The organism is Natrinema longum, assembly GCF_017352095.1.
Taxonomy (GTDB): Archaea; Halobacteriota; Halobacteria; order Halobacteriales; family Natrialbaceae; genus Natrinema; species Natrinema longum.
The window spans coordinates 1,399,409-1,424,538 of the sequence record NZ_CP071463.1 but is presented as its reverse complement, the minus strand read 5'-3'; the positions used below and the strand labels follow the sequence as shown (position 1 = coordinate 1,424,538).

The window sequence follows — 25,130 nt, the reverse complement described above, 5'->3', positions numbered from 1 at the left end:
TAGTTAGATTTCCTTAATGAAAGGATTTGTTATAGTTGCTATTGGAGATATCCATATGGCAGGAAATAATAGCCAGAAAAGAAGAAAAGTACTACAGAACCTTGGGATTGGATCGGTGACTACCCTATCTAGTATCCCGGTTGTAGGGGCTGCCACAAATGATCAAGGACGAGATTTGGTAGGGTTGTCATATGATACCCTAACCCATGAGACTGGTGAAGTAGTAACCGGACAGATTCCCGCTCGAAAGAATTCTGGCGGTTCGGTTGAAGTTGCTGGATTTAATATCCCACTTAGGAAATTAGAACAAGAGTCTACAAATACGGCTGCGTTGAATCACTAGACGGCGTCGGGGAAGGTCAGTAAATCGAAGGAGTTGAAGCGGGAAAATTTGGTTGTCCATGACACAAATCTCCCGCTTCACCGAGCGTTGCGTCTCGATTGCACAAAGAGTTACGGGTGAACGAGGCGAATCCGCTGCCCCAACTGGTGGCGGCGGATTCGCCGACTATGCCCTCATTTCGCTGCATTGCCTCCGGATTTACCTCGATACGTCCTACCGGATGACGATCGATCTGTTGAAGGAAATGCCGCAAATAACAGGGGAGATCGGCCTTGACGTGGCCGATCTCCCCGCTCCATCTACGCTGTGTAAGGCGTTTGATCGGATCGAAATGGGTGTCTGTCGAGTGCTACTGCGCCAGTCGGCGCAGTTGCACGACACCTCTGAACACGCTGCTATCGACGCAACATTCTACGAACGTGATCGTGCGAGCCGCCACTACTGCCACCGAACAAATTACCGCGTTCAAACGCTCAAAGTCACAAAACTCGTCGATACAGCAACGCAAGCTGTTCTCGATCTTCACTGCTCGACGACGTTAGAAGGAAGCGACGCAGACCTCGCCGAGCAGATCGCCCGCCGGAACGCGGGCGATCTGCGATCCCTTGCCGCTGACAAGGGCTACGATAAGCAAGCGCTCCGCGACCAGCTCCGCAAACTCGACATTCGCCCGCTGATCAAACACCGGATCTTCGCTCCCTACGATCACGCTCACAACGCCCGTATTGACGACGATCGGTACGCTCAGCGGTCAATGACTGAAACAGTGAACTCCGCAATCAAGCGCTCGCTCGGCTACGCCGTGCGAGCGCGTACTTGGTATCGAGAGTTCCGTGAAATTACCCTGATGTGTGTCGTCTATAACATCAAGCGGGCCGTCAAACAGTGAAATCCACCGCTGTATGGCGATTCAACACAGCCACAAATACAGACCAAGAAGGATCTCGTTATACCGGTATTCTATCTGATGAAGAGTTCATTTCGAGGGATTCCCGCTCGGGCCAAAAGACCCCACTAAAAGTACGCATAGATCAAAAGACAAACTACGTCTCTGGAATGCTAAGCCGTCCCTCGGGAGAGTATGGAAGACTAGGGTTTTATCTTATCAATCCAGATAAGATAAATGATAGTAAAGATTTAATTAATCCAACTACTGCTCCCGAATGGAAGGACCATCCACTAAACTTTGAACTACCGAGTGAAGGCCTCCCAACAGACTCTTCCCCATCTCGTATATCAGAATATAGAAAGAACCAGAGAAAATTAGATCAGAGAGAGAAGAAGATTGAACATGAGAAAACGGATCCTACATCTACCTCTGGAGATAGTGGTGTTATCACTGAATATTCTCATGAAAGTACACTCGAAGGGAGATGTGAGAATACAAATTATCAGGTGAATTTTGGTATTTTAGCTGATACCAGAAAGGACCATAAATATAATGAAATTGGAGAGAACCAATCTAATGTATGGAGATTTTATGTATACTTTGGTAATCGTCCTAATGACATATTCGACTGTGATTCTGTAAATCACATTCAGCCAAGCAACTACTCGTTACATGTTGAACCGTTCTATGATGAGCAGGAAGGTTACATCAATTTCTCTCATCCCGAACCAGCCGACGGTGATGGAGAAAACGATAACGACGAACTTGGATTGGCTTTAGACATTGTTCGTAGTACTGGAAAACTTGCCTCAATTGGAGCATCCATTGCTGACTATGTTATGGACGGATCCGGAAGTTCAACTACAGTAGAATATCACGATGGTGGGACTATATATGACTTTGACGTTGACCTTAGTGGATCGTATAATGACTTGCCGAGAGAATTATCTGATAAGGGTAAAACTACTCAATTCTCATTAAGAGTTCATAATGAATGGCCTGCCGATGACATGATGTGCTCGATCGAATTCCAACCAGAATATACGTTCCACTATGCGGATAGCACTCCTTGTACGTGCTTTGATGCCACTCCTGTTGGCATGTATAAAACAGTCACACCAGACTGGGCACAATCCCCAGAAGCCTGGTATGATTCAGTAGATACATAATATATATATATATATATATATATATATATATATATATTTTATTTAGCATTTAAGATATTTCTGGCAGCTGCACAGCCCCCTTTAGCATCAATATACTCATCATACACTCTAAAACCAATATTGTCACCTGCAGCATCTGAATCACAATCTATTACAATATTCGTTGTCTCTTTTCGATTGCCATCAACAATTATTGAGGCTTTCAATTTTGACCCTTCAGAGAGGTTTTCTATCTTCATCCGTGATTTTGAAGAGAAGTTAGATGTATCCCGGCTTTGTGGAGGAAGACCGAATCTTTGCTCGATAATATTCTCTCCATCGCGAATGACCACCAATTGTACTTCGATGTCTTCATCAGTGTGATTCACGACCATCGTCTGCAAAATCCGAGATTCGTTCTGTAACACTGAACAGCCAGCTAAAGTGCTCAAAAAAATGGGCGTAGAAGCGAGGAAATCCCGTCGACGTAAATTACCTCCCATATTTAGTCAAACGAATCACCGGTCAAATAACTTTCTTCTCTGGATACTATAAAACTGAGGCTGAAAGCACCGTTTCCGCGGCTTCGCCTGCTTCGACGGGGAACTACTCGTCTCATTTGCAGACGATGGGTAATCGCAGCTATACGGGTTGATCATGCTCGCTCTCGAAGTCCCGCTCTCGCCGGTATTGCTCGACGAACTCCGCGACGTCGAACTCGAGCATCTGGGACTCGAACTCCGAGACGGCAGCGTCGTCGTCGGCGTGACTGATCGCGTGTTCCATCAGTTCGACGACGAGTTCGACGACGACCTCGTGGAGTCGGCGGGCGTCGAACGCGGTCATCCACAGCAGGGTGTAGCCGACGGCACCGTCGTCGCTCGCGTCGTGGACGACAACGTCGTCGGGGAACTCCTCGAGAACGACACCCAGCAGGTGGGGCGTGCCGAACTCCTCGAACTCGTCGTCCGTCTCGATCGTCTCCTGGAGGACGGCGACGAGCGATTCGGGGAAAAAGCGCGAGGGCGGGTGGACGTCCGTCACGACGGCGTGGACGTCACCGCAGGGACAACTGTACTCGCGCATCCCGAGATCGATCTCGTGGGGGTCGACGGTCTCCCCGCAGGGTAACTCGAGGCCGTCGACAGCCGAACCCGGACCGCGGGGGTCTGCCATTGGCCTTCCTTCGTAAGCGGCGGGCATAAGCGCGACGACTCGGCGTATCGGTCGGCAGCGAGGGAGGGGGACGACGGCGATCGTGAGCGCGTCAGAGATCGGCCGCGCTGAACCGATAGTAGCCGACGGCGAACGGAACGACGAGCCACAGGAGCAAGACGACGACGCCGACCTCGGGGCTCGCGTAGAACGGTTCGGCCGCGTCGGCCGGTACCTCGACGCCGGCCCCCGCCTGGGTCGGGTCGGCACCGGCCACGTCGGCGAGATCGGGCAACAGCGCGACGATCGTCGAGAGGTACGCCGAGGACGGCGACAGCTGCATGACGGGAAATACCCAGTCGGGAATCGTCGACGGGAGCGAGAACCCCTCGACGACGTAAAGGATCCCCATCGGGATTACGTCCCACAGCAGTTCGAAGACGACGAAGAACCCGAGCGCCAGCGTCGTCGCACGCGAGGTCGACCCCGTCGTCGCCGAGATGCCGACGACGATCGCCGCGTAGATGGCTGTAAACGCCAGCGTGACGAGCACGAACACCAGGAGCGCGGCGGCGTCGAGGGAACCGAGCAACGCGGAGCCAAAGCCGAGTCCGACGACGAGCCCGACGCCGAGCCCGAACGCGAGGACGGCCGCTCGCCCGACGACCTTCCCGGCGAAGACCTGCCCTCGGGTAGTCGGCAAGGAGAGCAACAGCTTGATGCTCCCGAGTTCGCGCTCGCCGGCGAGGGACTTGTAACAGACGACGATCGCCGCCAGCGGTACGAAGAGCCCGGTGAACCCGATCGTGAAGAAAACCAGGCCGCCGAACGTCGCTTCCGTCGCCGACCCTAACAGCGCGGGCGCTTCGACGTACGCGTAGGTGGAGACGAGCGAGAGCACGACGAAGACGGCGACGAGCGCCCACAGGGCACGCGACTGGATGGCGTCGCGGAAGTCCTTCTTCGCGACGGCGAGCCAGGTCATCCCGCTCCCTCCTGTCCCTCGTTGGTGTAGCGAACGAACAGATCCTCGAGGGACGATTCGACGACCGAGAAGTCCTGGACGGGGGCCACCTCGTCGATGGCGTGCAGGACGGCGAACTTCGAGACGCCGTCGACCGTCACCCGCAGGCGGCCGTCGTCGATCGCCACGCTCCCGACGCCTGCGAGTGGTTCGACGCGCTCGACGACGTCCGCGTCGAGTTCCGTGACGTAGACGTACAGCGTCTCGCCCGTCTCCGACGAATCCCGGAGCCCGTCGATCGTATCGACGGCGACGAGTCGGCCGCGATCGATGATCGCCACGCGATCACAGACCGCCTCGACCTGCTCCATGATGTGACTCGAGAAGAAGACGGTCGTCCCGCGGTCGTTCTCCTCGCGGATGATCTCGCGCATCTCGCGGGCACCGTTGGGGTCGAGCCCGGTCGAGGGTTCGTCGAGGACGAGCAGGTCGGGGTCGCCGACCAGCGCCATGGCCAACACCAGCCGCTGGCGCATCCCCTTCGAATACCCGCCGGCCTTCCGGTCGGCGGCATCGGCGATACGGACCCGCTCGAGCAGCGCGTCGGGATCGTCGTCGACGCCTTTCATTTCGATGGCGAACTCGACGTGCTGGCGGCCGGTGAGCCGATCGTAGACGTGGTAGGCGTCCGGGAGGACGCCGGTCCGAGCGCGGACGGCTAACCCCTCCGACTGGGCGTCGTGTCCAAGCACGGTCGCGGTCCCGCCGGTCGGGCGGATGAAATCCAGGAGAATGTCGATCGTGGTCGACTTCCCCGCGCCGTTGGGGCCCAGAAAGCCGAAGATCTCCCCTTCTTCGACGGTCAGATCCAGCCCATCGACGGCGACGACGTCGCCGAACCGTTTCGTCAGCCCCTCGAGTTCAATCGCCGCCATGGTCGCCCCTCTGAGCCGGCGTCGCGTCGGCCACTGTCGATGAGACGGTCTGCATACTCGCTCGTACTCCGCAGGCAGTATAATTCTTGTCGTCTTTATTACATACTGACAACGGCCCGACTCGAATACGTTTGAGACGGCTAATAAGCAGGTCCGACCCGCGGTCGCTTCGACCGACGGTGACTGCAAACGAATTATCCATTCGAATGGATATCGTCTCGTCATCGAACGTGAGTTCGAACGACGCCGCGACGGACACCTCGAGAAGACGCGACGCGGCAACCGGAGGCGAACTATCGCGGGCGCTCGTCAGGACGGTCTCAGGGCCAGTCGTCGCGGACCTGCTCTGCGTCGTCGTCCTCGTCGTCGGCCGTCGTCGCCAGGATCCAGTCGGCCGCGTCGGCCGCGTCCTCGACGGCGAGATACTCCCAGTCGACCGAGTCTGCGAGCTCTTCGTCCTCGTCGCTGGCACCGATGTAGACGTAGCGATCGGTGTCGAACTGGTCTTTGACGCCCTCGAGGCTCTCGGCTTTCCCGCGTGGGCCGGAGAAGAAGTCCTGTCGGATGCGGTTCTTCCGGGTGAAGTTCGTCACCACGTAGGTCGGTTTCTCGGAGACGACGCCGATGTACTCGGTCCAGCCTCTGGCGTCTTCGAACACGCGTTCGGGCGAGGCGAGCTCTTTGAGCGCCTCGAGTTCGAACGCCAGTGTCATGTCGCTGTCGCCGTTCATGCGCTATCGAAGGCGCGCACGCGGGAAAACGACTTCGATACGAGCGCTCAGCGAGGCCGACAGGGCCGGTGGCGTGGAAACTCAGACCGGTTCGACGCGGTAGTAGTCCGTCGCGACGATCACTTCTCCCGGCTCGAGTTCGGTTTCGGCGACCGATACGGTCCGGTCCGTCGCAGCGGCACGATAGACGGCGGCCAGTGTCCCCGAACCGAGTTGATCGATGTGGCGAACCGTCGCATCCGCCCCGACCGATTCGACGGGCTCGAGTCGGACCTCGACGGTCTCGAGTTGTACTGATCGACTGCGGTGTTCACTGGCTGCCATGTACATCGTTACCAAATATCTTGATAGGACTTAATAGTTCCGCCCGGTGCACCGCCAACGGTCGCGTTCGGGTCACATTCCTGTCGGTTGTTCGTTCGATGCGGTGGCCCGAACCGCTGGGACCTCGGGAGTTCGGGTGCCGGCGGACTCATCGCCGGTGAGACAGCGGTATCCTGGAGAACGGAAACGGCTGTCCGTGTGGCTTGCCGGTCGCTTTCGGCGACCCAACGCACCGATCGAGATCTCTCGACGGAAAAACTGATTTCGAACCGCGGTACCGGACGCCGGCTACTGTTCCTGTGGCGCAGCGAGGTCGTCGAGGTCGACGGTCTGCTCGAGGAGGACGTCGGCTTGATCGGCGACGATGCGCTGTTCGCGCATCAGCTGCTTGAACTTGCTCTGTGGCGAGAGGTCGCCGATGAGGACGCCGCCGACGATCCGGCCGTCTTTGAACGCGATGCGTCGCCACTCGGTGTCGCTGTACTTGCGCTCGGCGTGTTCGTCGCCGAGCGTCGGGTGGCCAAAGGAGAGGAACGGGAAGTCGAAGTGCGTAATCGAGTACGAAGAGACCCACTGGAACGCTTCGGCTTCCTCGTCGGCGGCCATGTTGACCGCGGCGACGCGACCCTGTTCCTTGGCCGAGCCCCACGAACCGTTCTGGCCCTGTTCGCCCAGCAGGACGTCGTAGAAGCGGGTGAGATCGCCCGCGGCGTAGACGTCGTCGACGTTGGTCTGCATGTACTCGTCGACGACGATCCCGTTGTCCTGTTCGATGCCGGCTCCACGGAGGAACTCGGTGTTGAAGTTCAGTCCGATAGCGACCCCCGCGAAGTCACACTCGAAGCGATCGCCGTTGGGGTCGACCGCGGCCGTGACGTGTCCCTCGTCGTCGACCTCGAAGTGATCGACCCCGCTATCGAAGACGGGTTCGACGCCGACCTCTCGCATCCCCTCGTGCATGATCTCCGCGCCGTCGCTCGAGAGCGCGTATCGCCACCATCGGTCGCCACGCATCAGGTAGTTGGCGTCGATCCCCTGTGCGCCACAGACCGCCGCGAAGTCGATGCCCAGCAGGCCGGCACCGACGATGACGCCGGTGTCGGATCGCTCCGCGTGCTCGCGAATCCCACGAGCGTCCTGAAACGTCCAGAAGTGGTGGATGCCGTCGGCGTCGCTGTTCTCGACGGGCAGTTGTGTCGGCGTTCCACCGGTTGCGACGAGCAGTTTGTCGTACGGAATCTCGCCGCTTTCGTGGGTATTGACCACCTTCGCGTCGGTATCGACGCTCGTAACGTAGGTGTTCAACGAAAGCTCGATGTTGCGGTCCTCGTACCACTCCTCCTCGTGGATCGAGATAGGGGCTTCGGGGAGCTTTCCTTTGGCGTGTTCCTTGATGAGGATCCGATTGTACAGTGGCTCCCCCTCATCGGTGATGACGGTAATCTTCGCGTCCGGGTCTTCCTCCCGGAGGGTCTCGGCAGCCGAGCTACCCGAGATCCCGTCACCGATGATGACGTACTGAGTCATATCCCGAACGTTCGTAATGCGGGTTAAAGTGGGTTGCTATCTCGTCTATTTTGCTGGACTGACTGATAGCACACAACGAACGTACACTGAACGCCGAATATGTTCACTCGAGTGTATCGATCGCCGGTCTTTCGACATCGTTTCTCGAGAGAGGGAGGTTTGCCGCTATCTCGGACGACTGCCCACCCCCTCGTGGACCGCCCCGAGACGACGACGGGGCTTACGGCACAACATTGTTGTCCGAATCGTTCTTCCCTCCTTGCGCCCAAGTCCCGGTCATGAAGCTCCGCCAAAACGCGAAACACTTCGCCTATCGGACGGCCCTCGAGACGCCGGGCGTTCGATCGCTCGCCAACGCAGGACTGGTCAGACTCCACACCAAGATTTTCGCCGACAAGGCCGATCCCGCCCACGCCGAGGAGCGCACGGCCCACCTCGACGGGCTCTTCGACGCGACGATGGACGCCTACCTGCGGGCGCTCCAGGAGGGCTACTCCGAGGCCGAGGCCCGCGAGATAACCCACATCCAGGCCAACTTCGATTTCTACAACCACGGCTGGACCGAGATGATGGAGTTCCCTGCCGACGAACTCGAGGCCCACTACGACCGCTACGGGGACTTCTTCGACCGGTGGGACGTTACGATCGACGACCCCCTCGGTCAGTTTGCGCCGCCGGCGGGCCTCCCCGAAGCACCGTCGACGCCCGAGCGCCTCGAGGATCCCGAACACCCCCACGCTGAGGGCGGATTTGCCGACGATGTCTACGTCGAAACCGAGGACGGCGAACTCGTCGTCGGCGGCAGGGACGAACCCGACGATATCGACGTCTCGACGGTCGTCAGCGCGGACGGCGACGACAGCTAACTGCTTCTCGACCGTTACCGCCGCCTCGGCGTCGCTGAAGTCGTCGAGAGAAGTCACGAGAACCGCAGACGAACGCCGTCCGAGTCGGCTGCGTTCGTTCAGCGTCGGCGTCCGTCGGAAACCGGGACGGTAACGTGACTGTAACAATATCTCTCGCCGACGTGTTCTCGCGGTGAATGCAACGGCGACGCTACCTCGCGCTGACCTCGTCATTCTGTCTGGCCGGCTGTGCCACGTTGAACGCGTCCGATTCGTCGTCGCCAGGGTCGGCTTCGAATTCGACCGGGGATCCGACCCCGCCACAGAGTACCGACCCCGATGACGGACCATCGACGGACGACCCTGCGCTGGCCGGCAGGATCGACGACTTCGAGTCGCTCGATCCGTGGGACCCTCTCAACGCGACGCTCTCGGCGGACGCGAGCCGATCGGTTGTCGGCACCCAGAGCGCCAGACTCGAGATTCCAGCGGCCGAACGGAGCGGCGGAATATCGACGTCGTTCGCGGAGCCGCGGGACCTTTCCGATACCGTCCCCGGTCTCGCCGTCGCGGCGGACGGCCTCGTCGTGCCCTGGCTCCGACTGATCGACGACGACGGCAACGAACTCGATTATCGCCGCGGGATCAAGGGGACCCTCCCGCTCGTCCGCTACAACTTCGGCGTCGAGACGGTCGCGGACGGGTTCGATCCAACGGCCGTTCGCGAGGTGTTCGTCCTCGTCAGAACGAACGAGGGGGAGCGCCGGACGGTCTGGATCGACGATTTCCATCTCGTGGCACGGCCCGACACCGGGTGCGTGATGATCCAGTTCGACGACGCCCACGTCACCGACTACACGACGGCGCTTCCGATCCTCGAGGAGTACGGCTATCCCGCAGTCTCGTTCGTCAACCCCGGCCGGATCGAAGCGGAGACTCGCGGTGCCGACGATCCTGGCGGGTTCCCCCGTCTGACGGTCGATCAGGTCCACGAACTCCACGACGCCGGGTGGGTCATCGGCAACCACTGTTACTCCCATCCCCACCTTTCGGAACTCGACACGGAGCGACAGGACGCGGAGATCAGTCGAGGCAAAGCCTGGCTCGAGGCGGAAGGGTTCACCGAAGGTGCTCGATATTTCGCCTACCCACACGGGGACTACGACGAGCGAACGCTCGCCCTCGTCGAGGAGTACCACGACATCGGGTTCGCGGGCGGCCGACCGGTCCAGGGCTATGCGGTAAACCCCCGTCAAACGTCTCGGATCGGCGAACCCTCAGTCGAGCGAGCGCGAACTGCCGTCGAGCGCACGGCATCGATGCGGGCCATCACCTCGCTGTTCTTCCACCGTCTCGAGGGCGATTCCCTCGCCGCCTTCGAGGCGGCTCTGGAGGCGATCGACACACACGAGACCGCCGGCGAACTCGAGGTGATCCTGCCGCCGGTGCTCGAGCGCGAGTATCTGTATCACGTCTGAGGAGGCGATGAACCGTCGGACTCCGGTTTCCAAGCGGCTAAGTGTGCAGAGCGTTCGAGTACAGGCACCGATTCACACATGGCGCTGAACGCCAACGACCGTTCGATCGCCGGGTTTACCATGGCCGGACACGCGCTCGTCCACTGGTTCGAGACGTCGATTCCGATCTTTCTGGTCGTCTGGCTCGCCGAGTTCGACGTCGGCGTTGCACTGTTTGGCATCGTCGTCGCACTCGGCTACGCACCCTTCGGGCTGGGTGCACTCCCCGGCGGGATCCTCGCGGACCGGTATGGCACCAAGCGGCTCGTCCTGGTCTGTCTCGCCGGGATGTCGCTGTCCTTTCTGGTCCTCTCGCTTGCGACGTCGATCTACACCATCGCCGTCGGGCTGATCCTGTGGGGGGTCGCGGCCAGCGTCTACCACCCCGCCGGTCTCGCACTCATCAGCACCGGCGTCGAGGATCGCGGAACCGTCTTCGCCTGGCACGGTATCGCCGGCAACGCCGGCATCGCGCTCGGCCCGTTCGTCGCCGCGACCCTCCTGATCTTCCTCGAGTGGTCACTCGTCGCAGCGGTACTCGCGGTTCCGGGCGTCGTCGCAGTCCTCTATGGACTGAGCGCGACGTTCGATCCGACGGCAGCGGTCGCGGACGACGCCGAGGCGGGACCCGACGAGGCGCTGTCGCTGTCGGACCTCCTCGGAAACACGCGAACGCTGTTCGCGAGCGCGTTCGCCGTCGTCTTCGTCCTCGTCACCTTCGAAGGACTCTACTACCGGGGAATGCTGACCTATCTGCCGGAGATCCTCCACGCGCTCCCGGCGATCTCGGGGCTGGCGTTGCCGGCGGGGCTCGAGGGGATCGAGCCGGCGGACTACATCTACGTCGGCCTGCTGGTCGTCGGGATGGCAGGTCAGTACGCCGGGGGAAAACTGACGGGCCGCGTCCGGCCGGCGCGCGGGCTCGCAGGACTCTTCGTCGTCCTCGCAGCGCTCGCGCTCCTGTTTATTCCGGTGACTGCAACGGGGGGCGGGCTCGGCCCGATCGTCGTGCTCTGTGGCGTGCTCGGCTTCTTCCTCTTTGCCATCCAGCCGTTCTACCAGAACGCGGTCGCGGTTTACACGCCGCCGGACGCCCGCGGCCTCTCCTATGGCTACACCTATCTCGCCGAGTTCGGCTTCGGCTCGGCGAGCATCGCTCTCGGCGGCTTCATGCTCGGCGAACTCTCCCGAACGGCGTTTTTCGTCCTGATCGCCGGCTTCGCGGTCGGTGGGGGGCTCCTCGCGGGCGTCCTGCTGGCCGGGAGCGGACGGTTCGCACCGGCGGATGGGGCTCTCGAGGCCGACGACTGATCCCCGGACGGATCCCCGTCGAACGGAATCGCGGGCGAACCGATTCGGAGTCCGAAGCAAAACGCCTCATACGGGTTGCTGTCCCGATGTCCCGGTGGGACCGCAGGGCGGTCCCGGTCCCAGCGGCACTGACGGACAGTCGACCGTCTCAGAGCCAGGGCGGTGCGATGTAGTCCGCGGTCGCCTGCGCTTCGGGCCAGATGATCTCTTGTACACCGTTGCCGTCGTCGTCTTCCTGCCACTGGAGGTAGACCGGGTCGGGGTCCGAAGCGTTGTATCTGAGATCGTGCGGGAAGTCGTGATCGGAGCCGTAGAACTCGATGGTACCGGCAGCGCCGGTGAAACTGAACTCCTCGAGAACCGGGACGAGTTCCGTCGAATCGACCGTGCCGCTCTCCTCGACGGCGTTGGCGAACAGGGTGACTGCGTCGTACGCGTGATACCCCGTATAGACCGGGCTCTCCCCATCGTACTGGTTTTCGTACAGTTCGATGAACGCCTGTGTCTCGGACCGTGTACTCTGTTTTGAGGCACTGTTTTGCATGACGCCATACTCGCAGGCACCGTCGACTAACTCGTAGTACGACGGGAGCTGCATCGGAACGTGGATACCGCCGAACGCGAACGGCTGTGGTTCGGATCGGTCCCGCGGATTGGACCAGTCCGAGAGCGCGCTGTTCCCGGTGTGTGCCGTCGTGATGAAGGCCGCGTCGGCCTCCGCATCCGCGACCTCGCTGTAGATCTCCGAGAAGTCGTCGGTCGCTGCCGGATATCGCCGTTCCATGGCGACATCGATATCCATCTCCGGGAGTCGTTCCTGATAGACCTCCCACGGCTTTTCGGTCCAGTCGTAGTCCTCCGCCAGGACGGCAATGGAGTTCCAGCCGATATCGCTGGCCATGTCGTTCAGGAAGTCCATCTGCATCCGGCCGAGGTCGTAGTCGTTGTTCGGTCCCACGCGGAAGTGGTACTTGTAGTCCTCGTACTGGTTTTTCACCAGTTCACTCGCCGCCGTGGTCGCGGCACCGGACGTCAGGTGGAGGGTCTCTTGTTTGGCGATGTCGTCTATGATGTTCATCAGCACTTCGCTGGCGAAGACGCCGACCGTCACGTCCACGTCCTCCTCGAGGGTGAGTCGCTGGTACTCGCGACGCCCCTCGAGCGGACTCTCGTTCGTGTCGCCGACGACCAGTTCGACATCCCTCCCGTCGATCCCACCGTTGTCCTGGAGTTCCGTGACTGCGACTTCCGCCCCGCGTACGATCGATTGACCGATCGTGTCCCTCTTCGGATTCGGTGCCAAAACGCCGATCTTGACCGGCTCCGGACCGTCGCTATTCCCGCCGCTCATGCCGGCCATCTCCAGACAGCCCGCAAATGAAACCCCCGCGACGCCACCGGCCCCCGTTTTGAGGAGCGTCCGTCGGTCGAGCCCGCTCGGTCGCCCGTCGACGCTCGAGGGGAGTTTCGGTTCACCACTGCGCCGGTTACGTTCAGTCATTCCTTACTGTCTCTGTTTCTGGCATTCTTAATCGTTTCGGCCAGATGATACTGGATGGAAGGAAAGAGGCCAGATTCCGGACGGGCTGTTAACCCTCTGCACGATTTAAACTCCAATTCAATTTATAATCGTTTTATCGCAATCGGTCGCGCCGGTTTAATTCTATCAACGTGTCTCAATATAAATCGCTACCACTCTGTTAATCTGTCCTCACACCGGATGATATCTCGACATTGATACTGGGCCGTCGGACGAACGTCCGTCGGATGATCGCTGCGTGATATGGAGAGAAATTATTAATTTTATATCGTACAACTTGATATGTGCCGTGGTGGTTGACTAACGCTGTTATATGTGGAATATATGGTGCCACGATCCGATTATCAGCTTCGATAACCGTGGCTGACAATTTATGTAGTGACGAGAGTACCCGTTTCCTATCCATGGATTTCGCGCGACGATTGGTGCCAAAAGCTATCCGACGTAGATACGCGGTCAAGTTCGCGATCGCGTTGCTCGTTCTCGGGCTCTCGGTCGGGCTGATCGGATACGGTGCAACGGCGGCAATCTCGAATCAGGCGGAAGATCGAGTACAAAGCGATCAGACGGCTGCGGCCCAACAGGAGGCACAGAGTCTGCAGATGTGGAACGAACAGAACGAACACACCGTTGGGATGCTCGCCCGGTCGGACGTCGTCGCGAGTGACGATCCCGAGGCGATCCAGGCCCGCTTCCTCGACTGGGAGGAACATCTAGATGCCGATACGTTCGATATCTCTTACGTTAACCGGGATACCCAGACGGTAACCGCAAGTACCAACGACGCGTTCCGCAACCAGCCGACCAGCAGCATTGACAACGTTCCCGAGGACGCCTACTCGACGGCTGAACAGGGCGTCATCTGGGTTTCGGACGCCTACCTCGCTGAGGATCAGTTCGGGCAGAATACCACCGTCGTCACCTACGTCCAGCTCTCGTCGGAAAACGAGGACCGAGCGATCGTCTACACCGCCAACCTCGAGGCCTACGCCAATCAGCTACAGAACGAGGAGGGTGTGGAGACGATGGTCCTCGGCGGTGACGACGAGGTCATGCTCGACAACACCGAGGACTACGCCGAGGGTCACGATTCGGTCGGACTCGCATACGGTGGCGATAGCGATTCCCTCACGACGGCCCGGACCTCGGGTGCGAATACCCGGGAAGTATCGGGCTCCTCGTTTGCGTTCGACAACGACTACTACGGTTTCCAAAGCGATAGCAACTACGTCACGAGTGCCGCTCCGGTGTTCGGTACCGACTGGGTCATCGTCAGACACGAGCCCGCCGACCAGGCGCTCGGGTACGTCAACAACGTCACCCAGTATGGGATCTACGCGACGATCCTCGGCATCGTCATGATCGGCGCGGTCGGTGCCATCCTCGGTCGGAACACCGCCGTGTCGATCGACCGCCTCACGGACAAAGCAAGCGAGATGGAGAAAGGGAACCTCGAGGTCGACCTCGAGACCAAACGGATCGACAACATCGGTCGACTGTACGACGGCTTCGACTCGATGCGCGTCGCCTTGCGCGAGCAGATCGAGGAAGCGGAAGCCGCTCGCGAGGAGGCCGAACGCGAACGCGAACGCGTCCAGGAGATCAACGACCATCTCCAGGAGAAGGCCGCCGAGTACTGTGCGGTCATGGGCGATGCCGCCGACGGCGACCTCACCGCCCGCGCGAACGCCGAAAGCGACAACGAGCAGATGCAACAGATCGGGGAGGACTTCAACGAGATGCTCGACGAGATCGAGCAGACCATCGCCGAGCTCAACCGGTTCGCGACCGACGTCGCGACCGCCTCCGAGCAGGTGACTGCCTCGAGCGAAGAAGTCCGGTCGGCCTCCCAGCAGGTCACGGAGTCCATTCAGGAGATTTCCGACGGTGCGGACCGACAGAACGAGTCGCTCCAGTCGGTCAACCAGGAGATGAGCGGTCTCTCGACGACGACCGAAGAGATCGCCGCCTCCTCGAACGAGGTGGCCGATATCGCCGAACGGACCGTCGATACCGGACAGGAAGGGCAGGAGGCCGCCCAGGCGGCGATCACGGCCATGGACGAGATCGAGAACGAAGCCGGCGACGCCGTCTCCGAGATCCGCCGGCTCGAAGAGGAAGTCCAGCAGATCGACGAACTCATCAACACGATTTCCGAGATCGCTCGCCAGACCAACATGCTGGCGCTCAACGCCAACATCGAGGCCTCCCGCTCCGCCGGCGGCAGCGACGACGAAGGGTTCTCCGTCGTCGCCAAGGAGGTCAAGGCACTCTCCGAGGACGTCGCCGAGGCGGCCAACGAAGCCGAAGACCGACTCGAGGCGATTCGGGAGCGGACCGAGACCTCCGCCACCGAGGTCGAGGGAACGAGTACTAACATCGAAAACGCCAGCGAGAAGGTCGAGGAAGCGGTCAACGCGCTCGAAGAGATCGCCGAACTCGCCCAGGAGACCAACGTGGGCGTCCAGGAGATCTCCGCGGCGACCGAAGAGCAGGCAGCCTCGACGCAGGAGGTCGTCGCGATGGTCGACGACGCGGCGACGATCTCCGAGGAGACGACGTCGGAAGCCGAGAACGTCGCGGCCGCGGCCGAAGAGCAGACCACCGCGCTAACCGAAGTCACGAAATCGGCCTCGGGCCTCTCCGAGCAGGCCTCCCAGCTCTCGGAAGCGCTCGACCGGTTCGACACTGACGTCGACAGCACGGCAGTCGACTTCGAGTCGAGTTTCGACGTGGACGCGGAGTTGGACGGCCCCGAGTTGGGCGGCGTCGATGACACGACCGACGACGAACCGAGTGACGGGGATCGTGGCATCACCTTCGACGCCGACGCGGAAAGCGGGCAGGACGACGCCGAGGGGACGCTGACGTTCGACGACGGTGCAGCCGAGGAGACACTCGATCTCGACGTGGATTCGGACGCGGACACCACCGATCGATCGACGGCCGCGACGCCCGAGGAGGGCTCGTCACTCGACGGACTCGAGGACGAGACGCCGGCTGAGACTCCCGAAGATCGCGAACCCGGTGACGAGCCAGCGGTCGACGGGGACACCGACGAGATCGGTGCCGAAGAGATCCTCGGGATCGAGGACCCGGATGAAGACGGTGACGACAGCGACGACGGCGGATTCGGTGCAGCGACCGAATCGCCGGATCCGCTTGCGGCCGAACCGCCGGCGTCGGATTCGGAAGACGCGGACGATCCGCTTGCAGTCGAACCGTCGGAATCGGATTCGGAAGACGCGGACGATCCGCTTGCAGTCGAACCGTCGGAATCGGATTCGGAAGACGCGGACGATCCGCTTGCAGTCGAACCGTCGGAATCGGATTCGGAAGACGCGGACGATCCGCTTGCAGTCGAACCGTCGGAATCGGATTCAGAAGACGCGGACGATCCGTTTGCAGTCGAACCGCCGGAGTCGGAGGAATCGGCGGAGCCGCTTGCGGCCGACGAGACGACGGACGAATCCGAATCCGTCGACGACTCGGCGGACGGCGACCTCGAGACGGATGACGAGGACGACGACAGTGAGGCCGAGAGCGACGACGTGTTCACCTTCGGGGCGACCGACGACGAGACGTAGGCCACTGCGTCTACTTCGACCGTCCGAGCGGTGCCACGATCGGATCGATTCGACGTTCTGACCGCTCCGTCGGTGGTCGGTCTCGTTCGCTACCTTTTTGACCGCCGTCTCGGAAGGAATCGGCATGCTCACCGTGCGGGCACCTGCGACGAGTGCGAACCTCGGGAGTGGCTTCGACGTCTTCGGCGTTGCTCTCGGGACGCCCGCCGACGTGATCAGGGTCGAACGCGCCCCGGAAACGACGATTACGGTTACCGGCGCTGGCAGCGAGTACATCCCGGAGGACCCTGCAAAGAATACCGTCGGTGCGGTTGCGAAGGCGTTGGACGCCCCCGCCCGTATCCGGATCGATAAGGGCGTCCGGCCGTCCTCGGGGCTGGGATCGTCGGCAGCGAGCGCCGCCGGTGCTGCCGTGGCACTGAACGCGCTCTACGACCGCGGGCGTTCCCGACGGGAACTCGTCCCCGTCGCCGCCGAAGGCGAGGCGCTCGTCTCCGGTGAAGCCCACGCCGACAACGTCGCCCCCGCGCTGTTAGGCGGGTTCACGATCGTCACCGACGACGGCGTCACGCAGGTCGATGCCGCCGTCCCCGTCGTCGCCTGTCTTCCCGAAATTTCCGTGTCCACGCGCGATGCACGCGGCGTCGTCCCTGATTCGGCTTCCATGGACGACGTCGTCGACACCGTCGGCAGCGCCGCCACGCTGACCGTCGGCATGACGCGAGACGATCCCGACCTCGTCGGGAGCGGCATGCGCGACGACATCGTCACGCCCGAACGGACCAAACTGATCGACGGCTACGAGTCGGTTCGCGAGGCCGCCCTCGAGGCGGGCGCGACCGGCGTGACGGTCAGCGGTGCCGGCCCGGGGATCCTCGCGGTCTGTCGCCGCCGGGAGCAGCGGGCGATCGCCTCGGCGATGGTCGACGCTTTCGACGCGGCCGGCGTGGAGAGTCGCGCGTATCAGACCGCGATCGGCGAGGGTGCGACGCTGTATCGCGACGGCTCGTAGGAATGGGAACGCGAACCGACGCCGCGCTCGCGGTGCTCGCGCTCGCTGCGTTCGTGGGCCTCGCCGTCCTCGCCGACGTATCGCTGTCCCCGTTTTTCCTGCTCGGCGGCGGTATCGCAACGATCGCGTTCGAACTGCTTGCCACTCGAGAGTACGACACCGTCCGGCGATACTGGGACCGACGGAGCGTCCAGATCGGGTCACTCGTGGCGGCGATCGGCGGTGCCGTCGTCGGGACTCGAATCGCGCCTGTGGTGATACTGTCACTGTGTTGTGGCGCGACCATGACGTATCTCGCCGTTCTCGCGCTCGTCCGAGCGGGCATCGTTCCGCCGCTCCAGCGGTGGTGGTAGCGGTTCGCCGTGTCGGCCGCGGTGGGAGCGGCGGCTCATTTCGATCGGCCGGCAGTCGTCCAGCGGCGACTGTAGATCCGAGGGAGCGCATCGACCTTCGCATGCCGAACGTTCGTCGGAACGGTCGACACTCTCGTCGAGACGCTGGCCGGTAACGGACCGTACGGCACCGACGAGACCGCAGTCGGGTTGTTCGAGACCGGTTTCCGACCAGCGTAGCCGGGGCCGACGACGTCCTCGAGTTCCGTCTCGAGCTGTCGCAATTCCCGCAAGAAATCGGCGATATCGACGGTGTTCCACAACCCTCGCAGTTCGATGACGTCCCGGATCGTACTGAGATCCAGCGCCAGGTCCGGCTCCCTTTCGCGGACCGCGTTTGCGAATCCGTCTCGCCCGACGAGATCCGGAAGCGCCGACACGTCGACTGCGTCCGGCAGCCGCTCGAAATCGATCGTCTCGAGGAGATCGTCGACTTCCTCGACGACATCCAGGAGTTCTGCTATCGTCGCCCGCGTCTCGTCCGATCCGTCGGGTGCGGCTTCCTGAAGCAACCGTTCGGTTCCCGCCGTAATTCGGTCCAGGAGTTGCTCGACGCTGGTCGAGGACGATGTCTGACTCATATAGTCGGGCGCAGTAGACGCACAAAACGGACGTGCTTGCCGATCAGCCGCAGTTCAGGGGCGTCAGAAAACGGAACTGGGTCCTCCGTCAGTTAGACGCCGCGACCCTGCATCTTCTCTTCCTCGGGGAGGTCGACGTTCGCGTCGCCTTTCATGCTCTTACCGAGGTTCTTCGAGATCTCCGCGAGCGTCTCGGGGTCGTCCCAGTTGTTCGTCGCCTGGACGATCGCGTCGGCCATTTCGGGCGGGTTCTCCGCGCCGAAGATGCCGCTGCCCACGAAGATGCCGTCACACTCGTGGTGCATCATGAGCGCCGCGTCGGCGGGCGTCGCGATCCCGCCGGCGGCGAAGTTCACGACGGGAAGGCGGCCCATCTCGGCGGTCTCGTGGACGAGTTCTGCGGGTGCCTCGATCTCGCGGGCGAACGCCTCGCGTTCCTCGTGGCTCATGCCCTCGAGCGTTCGGATCGCACCCTTGATCGTCCGCTGGTGGTGGACGGCCTGGTTGACGTCGCCGGTGCCGGCCTCGCCTTTCGTCCGGATCATCGCCGCGCCCTCGTCGATCCGACGCAGCGCCTCGCCGAGGTCGCGTGCGCCACAGACGAACGGCGCGGTAAAGTCGCGCTTGTCGATGTGGTAGGCGTCGTCGGCGGGGGTCAGCACCTCCGATTCGTCGATCATGTCGACCCCGACGGCCTCGAGGATCTGGGCTTCCTTCGTGTGGCCGATCCGGGATTTCCCCATGACCGGGATCGAAACGGAGTCGACGATGTCCTCGACGTCGGCGGGGTCGGCCATCCGGGCGACGCCGCCGCGCTTGCGGATGTCCGCCGGGACCGCTTCCAGTGCCATGACCGCGACGGCACCGGCGTCCTCGGCGATTCGGGCCTGTTCCTCGTTGACGACGTCCATGATGACGCCGCCTTTCTGCATCCGTGCGAATCCGCGTTTGACGAGATCGGTTCCGCGCCGTAGTTCCTCGAGATCGGTGGTATCGGCCATATGCCGCGTTAGGAGTCACCGCACTTACGCGTGTTCTTTGGGGACGGTTCGGCCGGAGGAGCCGAAATCGTTCGGCAACATTCACGTGCCGGCTCCGACGCCACCTCGAGCCCCGTCGCGTCTCGCTCCCAACCGCCTCCGTGGCGGGGACGGGTCGCGGCCGCAAGCCAACCGCTACTGTTTTGCGGGCTCCGTCCGTCGCGCCGGACAATGACCGCGTCGACTCGGCTGTCCGATCGTCAGCGACCCGACGACGAGTCGCTCCCGGCCTATCTCGCGCCAGTGCCGACGATACTCGAGGACCTCGGCCTGCGCTTTGCGTGGCTGGTCGTGGCGATCAACCTCGCGGGGACGGCCTTCGGCTTCTGGTACTACTCGGGACAGTTCGCCGGGACGGCGACCGTGCTGTGGCCCTGGGTCCCGGATAGTCCGCTCGCGACGCTGTTTATCGCGCTGGCGATCGCCGCCTGGAAACTCGGTCGCGAACAGCCGTGGCTCACCGCGCTGGCCTTCTTCGGAAACGTCGTCCTGGGGCTTTGGACCCCGTACACGCTGCTCGTGTTCGCCGATTCGTACGCGTATCTCCACCCGCTGATGTATCAGTTCCTCTTCTGGAGCCACCTCGCGATGGTCGTCCAGGCGTTCGTCCTCTACCGGATCAGCGACTTCCCGGTGTGGGCCGTCGCCGTCGCCGTGGTTTGGTACTGGAGCAACCTCGTCGTCGACTACTTCGTCCCGATCGTCGGGGAGCCCCATCACACGATCATCCCCGTCGCGCGGGAGACGAGCGTGTTCCTCGAGGCCGACGCACTCGGCGTGATCGCCGCGGGCGAAGTTACCTTCGTCCTCCTGGCGCTGTTTCTCGCGCTCGCGACCCGGGTCAAAAAGTGTGAATCTGCCAGGAGCCACCCGTAGCTGTCGATTCGGGCAGTGTCGAGTGTGTTCTACAGGTCGTCGACGTACGTGAGTTCGAGGTACGGGTCCAGCGAACGGGCCGCGGTCCGTCGCTCGACCGTCCCGGCGTCTTCGTCGTAGCGCAGGACCCCCGCGTCGATCAACTTTCGCAAGTGGTTGTGGTGGAACTCGACGGCGATCCGGTCGCTTCCGTCGTGATCGGCATCCGTTCGATCGGCGATTCGGTCGATGAGGTCCTCGAGGCTGACCGCTCCCACGGTCCGGGAGAGGTAGTACAACGCGTATCGGCGTCGTTCCTCGAGTAGGAGCTCGAAGATCGTGTTCTGGGCCAGGGACGGATCGATGTCCACGGGTTTCGCGTCCGAGATATCTGTCGTCATAGTGCACTGTACTCGGCTGACACGGCGGCGATCGACCCGTCGGCTCGTAGCGGCTGTAGCAGAGTACGGCTCACGATTGGCCGATAGTGGCATAACTGTTCCGTTAGAACCGGTCTTTTCGGACGGATTTCGAGACAGTCCGGCAGAATCGAGTGGATCCGATCGCCGAAACGCCGAACGGACACGGGATATCGACGCACGGCATCGTCGCCCGGTGGTTCGGGGCCGATCACGCCGACACTGTGCGTCGGCGGTCCACACTCGGAGACGGGACGGCGGACGCTACTCGAGGATGAGAACCGCCGACTCGGTTTCGATCATCTCGCCTTCGCCCGAGTAGGTCCGCTCGAGTTCGACGTCGAAGAGGTCGTCCTCGAGTTCCTCGCCGGCGACTCTCAGAACGTCCTCGTCGTCGTCGATCTCGTACTCGCCGCTCTCGATGCCGGCGTCGATCTCGCCGACCTTCGACCCGAATTTCGGGCCGAGCGTCGAGTAGTCGAGGTCGATTTCGGCGACCTCGGTCGTGATCTCCGGTGGTTCCGCGAGGACCGTGAGTTCGTCGACGTGCATCACGTTCTGGATCGCGTCCTCGAAGCCGTCGATGGAGCCGTAGACGGCCACGGACTCGAGGTCGGCGTTCAGCGGCAACTGGCGTTCGCTCTTGTAGCGACGCAGCGCGGAGATGACCTCCATAGCCGTTTCGCCGGCCTCGAGGTCGGCCTCGTGGCCCTGTGGGGCGGGCCAGTCGCGGGTGTGGATGCTCTCGAGGTCGCCGTCACTGTCTCGCGGCTCGCTTCCCTCGCCGTTCGACGTATCCGAGGCGCTACGCGCCTCGCTGTCTGCGTAGACGGCCTGCCAGACCTCCTCCGTCGCGTGGGGCAGGAACGGAGCCCACAGCTCGAGGAACGTTCGGTGAGCCGTCCGTAGCGCGTACTGTGTCGACGGGTTGTCCTCGCGCGTCTTGGCGATCTCGAGGTAGTCGTCACAGAAGGTGTTCCAGAAGAAGGTCCGCAGCCGATCGCGGGCCTTCGCGAACTCGTAGTCCTCGAGGTGGGCCGTGAGGTCGTCGACGGCGTCGTCCAGCTCCGCGAGGAGCCAGCGATCGATCGCCTCGAGGTCGGCGGGCTCGTCGGGATCGGCGGGCGCGAGCGTGTCGACGAGTTTCGAGGCGTTCCAGAGCTTTCGCAGGAGCTTCTCGCCTGCGGTGAGGTCCTTCTCCTGATACGGGAAGTCGTCGCCGACGGCGGCGCTGGCCGCCCAGAACCGGACGGCGTCGACGGGGTACTCCGAAAGCACTTCGTCGGGTTCGACGACGTTCCCCCGCGATTTGGACATCTTCTCGCGGTTCTCGTCGAGCACGTGGCCGTTGATCATCGTCGCGTCGAATGGCACCTCGCCGGTGTGCTCGTAGCACTTGACGACGGTGTGGAACAGCCAGAAGGAGATGATGTCGTGGCCCTGCGGGCGGAGATCGAACGGGTAGAGCTCGGGGTTGTCCATCGTGAACTGCTCGGCGTCGGCGTCCCAGTCCCAGCCCGCGTTGATCAGCGGCGTCAGCGAGGAGGTCGCCCACGTGTCGAAGACGTCCTCTTCGGCCTCGAACTCGTCGTGGCCACATTCGGGACAGGCATCGACTGGGGGATCGTCGCTCAGCGGATCGACCGGCAGCTCCTCCCGCTCGGCCATCACCGGATGGTCGCAGTCCGCACAATACCAGACCGGGAACGGGATCCCCGAGTCGCGCTGGCGCGAGATCAGCCAGTCCCACTCGAGGCCCTCGATCCAATGTTCGTACCTGGTAAACATCTTCTCGGGGTACCAGTCCATCTCGCGGCCGGCCTTGAGGTACTCGTCTTTGTGATCTAAGATTTCGACGTACCACTGCTTGGAGACGCGGTACTCGACGGCGGTGTCGCAGCGTTCGTGGACCTGCACGGCGTGGGTGATCTCCCAGCGGTCGCGCAGGGAGCCCTCGTCGTCGAGATCCTCGACGATGGCGTCGCGGGCCTCCTCGGTGGACATGCCCTCGTACTCGCCCGCGAGATCGGTCATCGTCGCGGATTCGTCGATCGCGACGCGCAGGGGCAGGTCGTGGGCCTGGTACCACTCGATGTCGTTCTGGTCGCCGAAGGTACAGCACATCACGACGCCGCTGCCCTTCTCCATGTCCACGCGCTCGTCCTCGATGATCGGCACCTCGTGGCCGAAGATCGGGATGCGAGCGGTCTCGCCGACGAGGTCCTGGTTCTCCTCGTCGTCGGGGTGGACGAAGACGGAGACGCAGGCCGGGATGAGTTCCGGTCGCGTCGTGGAGATGACGAACTCCTCGCGGGGCGCATCGTCACCGACGAGTTCGAACGCGATGTCGTTGAAGTGCGAGCCGCGCTCGTCGTCTTCCATCTCGACCTGTGAGATGGCCGTCTCGCACTCGGGACACCAGATCGCGGGTGCCTTCTTGCGGTACTCACGCCCCTTCTCGTAGAGATCGAGGAAGGACAGTTGGGAGATCCGCTGGACGCGGGGCTCGATCGTCTTGTAGGTGTTCGACCAGTCGATCGAGGTCCCGAGGTTCTGCATCTTCTCCGTGAACTCGGCCTCGTACTCCGCACAGATCTCGCGGCAGAGTTCCTGAAACTCCCGGCGCTCGTAGTCCTGGTGGCGGATGTCCAGTTCCGATTCGGTCAACCGTTCGCTCGCGATCCCGTTGTCGTCGTAGCCAAACGGAAAGAGTACGTTGCCGTCGTGCATTCGCTGGAATCGCGCGGCGAAATCCTGCAAGGTCGAGCCATAGAGGTGGCCCATATGCAGGCTTCCCGAGACCGTCGGTGGCGGCGTGTCGATCGCGTAGACCGTGTTCGGGTCCCGCTCTTCCTCGGCCTCGTACGCGTAGACGTCCTCGTCGATCCAGCGCCGTTGCCAGCGGGTTTCGACCGATTCCGGGTCGTAGCCGCCCTCGAGGCTGGGTTCGTCTTCTCGCTCGGGCGTGTCCATGCTCATGCTCTCACCGCCCGTCGTGGGCGCCGTCGGTACGTCGTCGAACTGTCTGATTGGGTCTCGTCCATAGAGCGGTCGTTGCTCGGTGAATGCTGGTCGGCGACAATACATCCGTCGAAACGGGGTGGGGAAATGGGGGGCTACGGAGCCCCTACGAAAACGGTGGCGCGTGGACCCGAGAACGCCGTGGGAGCGACGGAATCGCTCATATCTACTGCTTGCCTCGGGAACCGTGTTAGGTGTTTCGTCGTCGGGGCAGAGCGACCGTCGTGACCCGTTAGAGACGGTCATTTCGCTCGAGGCCCGGCCACGGGAACCCCCTCGAGGGCTGGCGGCTGGCTATCGTCGTCGGTATCTGCGTTCGTGCGTTCTACGGTTCAATACGACTGCTGGTAGTTATTCCACGAACGGATGGGGGTCCACGCGTCTGGTCTCTCCCCGTGCGTCGCAGTCGCCATCGGAACGAGACACCTGCCGATACTCGATTGACGGTGGCCGGCCCGGTAGCCGAGCGTGGTGTTCCCGGAACCGACTGCACGGTCGACTCCGTGCCCGTGGGGGTCGCGAACTACCCCTCGTCATTCCCGCAGATAGCTGGTCGCTCCCGACGTCCCGGTCACCGGCCGTGAAATATCGTATTACCCGGTCGAAATATCGTATTTCTACCGAACGAGCCGCCAATACTCTCCATATCCGAACCGTCTTTCTCACCTGTGAATTACCGTCGAAACGCGTGACTACCAGTATCGAGGGAGATTATGCGGTCTATAGTAAATACCGTTCTGTGGATACGGGTTGTTGATGTCGACGGACCAATCCGCGAAGTGGACGCCAATGTCGTCCAGAGAGCAAACGAGCGCCCCTCGATGTGTCAACTGTGGTAACCAGGTCACCCGCCAGTTCGCTCGTGTCTTCGGCGACAATCGCGACGTCGTCCACGCCTGCCCCGACTGCGCGACGTACCGTGAGATGAAGACGTCCGATTTCATCCCCAAAGACGCGAGATAGCGTCCCGATCGACTCCCTCGAGCGAGTGTCG

The 25,130-nt window shown here is 61.8% G+C and carries 22 protein-coding genes; 10 read left to right on the top strand and 12 right to left on the bottom strand.

The features are described from left to right. Positions 1 to 401: 401 nt before the first annotated feature. Both J0X27_RS07075 and J0X27_RS07070 read left to right on the top strand, forming a co-directional pair. Complete coding sequence (locus J0X27_RS07075; protein WP_207268959.1) at positions 402 to 1,232, top strand: IS5 family transposase; 831 nt, start codon at positions 402 to 404, stop codon at positions 1,230 to 1,232. Next, the gene (locus J0X27_RS07070) at positions 1,229 to 2,401 is read left to right on the top strand and encodes a hypothetical protein (protein WP_224214623.1); all 1,173 of its coding nucleotides are present in this window, start codon (positions 1,229 to 1,231) and stop codon (positions 2,399 to 2,401) included. The genes J0X27_RS07075 and J0X27_RS07070 overlap by 4 nt, the downstream gene beginning before the upstream one ends. Positions 2,402 to 2,439: 38 nt before the next feature. Here J0X27_RS07070 and J0X27_RS07065 read toward each other — a convergent pair whose 3' ends face one another. From J0X27_RS07065 to J0X27_RS07035, 7 genes are all read right to left on the bottom strand, one after another. Then, a complete protein-coding gene (locus J0X27_RS07065; RefSeq protein WP_207271675.1) occupies positions 2,440 to 2,883 on the bottom strand; it encodes a hypothetical protein in 444 nt (147 codons plus the stop codon). Positions 2,884 to 3,022: 139 nt separating this feature from the next. After that, on the bottom strand, positions 3,023 to 3,556 hold the full coding sequence (locus J0X27_RS07060) for a DUF5815 family protein (protein ID WP_207271674.1): 534 nt from the start codon (positions 3,554 to 3,556) through the stop codon (positions 3,023 to 3,025). A gap of 91 nt (positions 3,557 to 3,647) precedes the next feature. Further along, positions 3,648 to 4,520, bottom strand: a complete 873-nt coding sequence (locus J0X27_RS07055) for an ABC transporter permease (RefSeq protein ID WP_207271673.1) — start codon at positions 4,518 to 4,520, stop codon at positions 3,648 to 3,650. Then, positions 4,517 to 5,434, bottom strand: a complete 918-nt coding sequence (locus J0X27_RS07050; protein ID WP_207271672.1) for an ABC transporter ATP-binding protein — start codon at positions 5,432 to 5,434, stop codon at positions 4,517 to 4,519. Before J0X27_RS07050 ends, J0X27_RS07055 begins: the two co-directional genes overlap by 4 nt. A gap of 320 nt (positions 5,435 to 5,754) precedes the next feature. Next, positions 5,755 to 6,165: a DUF7124 domain-containing protein gene (locus tag J0X27_RS07045; protein WP_097381303.1), complete on the bottom strand. Its 411-nt coding sequence runs from the start codon at positions 6,163 to 6,165 to the stop codon at positions 5,755 to 5,757. Positions 6,166 to 6,246: 81 nt separating this feature from the next. After that, on the bottom strand, positions 6,247 to 6,495 hold the full coding sequence (locus tag J0X27_RS07040) for a hypothetical protein (protein ID WP_207271671.1): 249 nt from the start codon (positions 6,493 to 6,495) through the stop codon (positions 6,247 to 6,249). A 282-nt stretch (positions 6,496 to 6,777) separates the two neighbouring features. After that, complete coding sequence (locus J0X27_RS07035) at positions 6,778 to 8,016, bottom strand: NAD(P)/FAD-dependent oxidoreductase (RefSeq protein ID WP_207271670.1); 1,239 nt, start codon at positions 8,014 to 8,016, stop codon at positions 6,778 to 6,780. Positions 8,017 to 8,294: 278 nt separating this feature from the next. On the opposite strand from J0X27_RS07035, the gene J0X27_RS07030 reads away from it, so the two are divergent. The 3 genes from J0X27_RS07030 to J0X27_RS07020 all read left to right on the top strand — a co-directional run bounded on the left by J0X27_RS07030 (position 8,295) and on the right by J0X27_RS07020 (position 11,689). Next, complete coding sequence (locus J0X27_RS07030; RefSeq protein ID WP_207271669.1) at positions 8,295 to 8,882, top strand: DUF6149 family protein; 588 nt, start codon at positions 8,295 to 8,297, stop codon at positions 8,880 to 8,882. 176 nt (positions 8,883 to 9,058) lie between these two features. Then, positions 9,059 to 10,339 (top strand): polysaccharide deacetylase family protein, encoded by a 1,281-nt coding sequence (locus tag J0X27_RS07025; protein WP_207271668.1) that lies wholly within the window; start codon positions 9,059 to 9,061, stop codon positions 10,337 to 10,339. A 78-nt stretch (positions 10,340 to 10,417) separates the two neighbouring features. Then, complete coding sequence (locus J0X27_RS07020; RefSeq protein ID WP_207271667.1) at positions 10,418 to 11,689, top strand: MFS transporter; 1,272 nt, start codon at positions 10,418 to 10,420, stop codon at positions 11,687 to 11,689. Positions 11,690 to 11,837: 148 nt separating this feature from the next. On the opposite strand, the gene J0X27_RS07015 is transcribed toward J0X27_RS07020, so the two are convergent. Next, positions 11,838 to 13,190, bottom strand: a complete 1,353-nt coding sequence (locus tag J0X27_RS07015; RefSeq protein ID WP_207271666.1) for an ABC transporter substrate-binding protein — start codon at positions 13,188 to 13,190, stop codon at positions 11,838 to 11,840. Positions 13,191 to 13,633: 443 nt separating this feature from the next. On the opposite strand from J0X27_RS07015, the gene J0X27_RS07010 reads away from it, so the two are divergent. The 3 genes from J0X27_RS07010 (at position 13,634) to J0X27_RS07000 (ending at position 18,181) form a co-directional block, all read left to right on the top strand. Further along, complete coding sequence (locus J0X27_RS07010) at positions 13,634 to 16,816, top strand: methyl-accepting chemotaxis protein (protein ID WP_207271665.1); 3,183 nt, start codon at positions 13,634 to 13,636, stop codon at positions 16,814 to 16,816. 124 nt (positions 16,817 to 16,940) lie between these two features. Beyond that, positions 16,941 to 17,828: a homoserine kinase gene (locus J0X27_RS07005; protein ID WP_207271664.1), complete on the top strand. Its 888-nt coding sequence runs from the start codon at positions 16,941 to 16,943 to the stop codon at positions 17,826 to 17,828. Between the two features lie 2 nt (positions 17,829 to 17,830). Then, positions 17,831 to 18,181: a hypothetical protein gene (locus J0X27_RS07000; protein WP_207271663.1), complete on the top strand. Its 351-nt coding sequence runs from the start codon at positions 17,831 to 17,833 to the stop codon at positions 18,179 to 18,181. A 35-nt stretch (positions 18,182 to 18,216) separates the two neighbouring features. Here J0X27_RS07000 and J0X27_RS06995 read toward each other — a convergent pair whose 3' ends face one another. Next, positions 18,217 to 18,801: a hypothetical protein gene (locus tag J0X27_RS06995; RefSeq protein ID WP_207271662.1), complete on the bottom strand. Its 585-nt coding sequence runs from the start codon at positions 18,799 to 18,801 to the stop codon at positions 18,217 to 18,219. 92 nt (positions 18,802 to 18,893) lie between these two features. After that, positions 18,894 to 19,802: a pyridoxal 5'-phosphate synthase lyase subunit PdxS gene (gene pdxS / locus J0X27_RS06990; RefSeq protein WP_207271661.1), complete on the bottom strand. Its 909-nt coding sequence runs from the start codon at positions 19,800 to 19,802 to the stop codon at positions 18,894 to 18,896. Positions 19,803 to 20,012: 210 nt separating this feature from the next. On the opposite strand from pdxS, the gene J0X27_RS06985 reads away from it, so the two are divergent. Then, on the top strand, positions 20,013 to 20,717 hold the full coding sequence (locus J0X27_RS06985; protein ID WP_207271660.1) for a DUF1405 domain-containing protein: 705 nt from the start codon (positions 20,013 to 20,015) through the stop codon (positions 20,715 to 20,717). 29 nt (positions 20,718 to 20,746) lie between these two features. On the opposite strand, the gene J0X27_RS06980 is transcribed toward J0X27_RS06985, so the two are convergent. Both J0X27_RS06980 and J0X27_RS06975 read right to left on the bottom strand, forming a co-directional pair. After that, positions 20,747 to 21,097 carry a DUF7344 domain-containing protein gene (locus J0X27_RS06980; RefSeq protein ID WP_207271659.1) on the bottom strand — a complete coding sequence of 117 codons (351 nt, stop codon included), beginning with the start codon at positions 21,095 to 21,097 and terminating at the stop codon, positions 20,747 to 20,749. Positions 21,098 to 21,379: 282 nt separating this feature from the next. Continuing rightward, positions 21,380 to 24,088, bottom strand: coding sequence for a valine--tRNA ligase (locus tag J0X27_RS06975; protein ID WP_207272049.1), 2,709 nt, complete (start codon positions 24,086 to 24,088; stop codon positions 21,380 to 21,382). An 804-nt stretch (positions 24,089 to 24,892) separates the two neighbouring features. On the opposite strand from J0X27_RS06975, the gene J0X27_RS06970 reads away from it, so the two are divergent. Then, on the top strand, positions 24,893 to 25,099 hold the full coding sequence (locus J0X27_RS06970) for a DUF7563 family protein (RefSeq protein WP_097381319.1): 207 nt from the start codon (positions 24,893 to 24,895) through the stop codon (positions 25,097 to 25,099). Positions 25,100 to 25,130: the final 31 nt, after the last annotated feature.

Excerpts from the sequence above, each read along its gene's own strand:
- J0X27_RS06980 (WP_207271659.1), bottom strand. The coding sequence starts at position 21,097 with ATGACGACAGATATCTCGGACGCGAAACCCGTGGACATCGATCCGTCC.
- J0X27_RS07010 (WP_207271665.1), top strand. The coding sequence starts at position 13,634 with ATGGATTTCGCGCGACGATTGGTGCCAAAAGCTATCCGACGTAGATAC.
- J0X27_RS07025 (WP_207271668.1), top strand. The coding sequence starts at position 9,059 with ATGCAACGGCGACGCTACCTCGCGCTGACCTCGTCATTCTGTCTGGCC.
- J0X27_RS07000 (WP_207271663.1), top strand. The coding sequence starts at position 17,831 with ATGGGAACGCGAACCGACGCCGCGCTCGCGGTGCTCGCGCTCGCTGCG.
- J0X27_RS07055 (WP_207271673.1), bottom strand. The coding sequence starts at position 4,520 with ATGACCTGGCTCGCCGTCGCGAAGAAGGACTTCCGCGACGCCATCCAG.
- J0X27_RS07020 (WP_207271667.1), top strand. The coding sequence starts at position 10,418 with ATGGCGCTGAACGCCAACGACCGTTCGATCGCCGGGTTTACCATGGCC.
- J0X27_RS07045 (WP_097381303.1), bottom strand. The coding sequence starts at position 6,165 with ATGAACGGCGACAGCGACATGACACTGGCGTTCGAACTCGAGGCGCTC.
- J0X27_RS07060 (WP_207271674.1), bottom strand. The coding sequence starts at position 3,556 with ATGGCAGACCCCCGCGGTCCGGGTTCGGCTGTCGACGGCCTCGAGTTA.
- J0X27_RS07035 (WP_207271670.1), bottom strand. The coding sequence starts at position 8,016 with ATGACTCAGTACGTCATCATCGGTGACGGGATCTCGGGTAGCTCGGCT.
- J0X27_RS07065 (WP_207271675.1), bottom strand. The coding sequence starts at position 2,883 with ATGGGAGGTAATTTACGTCGACGGGATTTCCTCGCTTCTACGCCCATT.
- J0X27_RS06985 (WP_207271660.1), top strand. The coding sequence starts at position 20,013 with ATGACCGCGTCGACTCGGCTGTCCGATCGTCAGCGACCCGACGACGAG.
- J0X27_RS07015 (WP_207271666.1), bottom strand. The coding sequence starts at position 13,190 with ATGACTGAACGTAACCGGCGCAGTGGTGAACCGAAACTCCCCTCGAGC.
- J0X27_RS06970 (WP_097381319.1), top strand. The coding sequence starts at position 24,893 with ATGTCGACGGACCAATCCGCGAAGTGGACGCCAATGTCGTCCAGAGAG.
- J0X27_RS07030 (WP_207271669.1), top strand. The coding sequence starts at position 8,295 with ATGAAGCTCCGCCAAAACGCGAAACACTTCGCCTATCGGACGGCCCTC.
- J0X27_RS06975 (WP_207272049.1), bottom strand. The coding sequence starts at position 24,088 with ATGGACACGCCCGAGCGAGAAGACGAACCCAGCCTCGAGGGCGGCTAC.
- J0X27_RS07050 (WP_207271672.1), bottom strand. The coding sequence starts at position 5,434 with ATGGCGGCGATTGAACTCGAGGGGCTGACGAAACGGTTCGGCGACGTC.
- J0X27_RS07040 (WP_207271671.1), bottom strand. The coding sequence starts at position 6,495 with ATGTACATGGCAGCCAGTGAACACCGCAGTCGATCAGTACAACTCGAG.
- J0X27_RS07075 (WP_207268959.1), top strand. The coding sequence starts at position 402 with ATGACACAAATCTCCCGCTTCACCGAGCGTTGCGTCTCGATTGCACAA.
- pdxS (WP_207271661.1), bottom strand. The coding sequence starts at position 19,802 with ATGGCCGATACCACCGATCTCGAGGAACTACGGCGCGGAACCGATCTC.
- J0X27_RS07005 (WP_207271664.1), top strand. The coding sequence starts at position 16,941 with ATGCTCACCGTGCGGGCACCTGCGACGAGTGCGAACCTCGGGAGTGGC.
- J0X27_RS06995 (WP_207271662.1), bottom strand. The coding sequence starts at position 18,801 with ATGAGTCAGACATCGTCCTCGACCAGCGTCGAGCAACTCCTGGACCGA.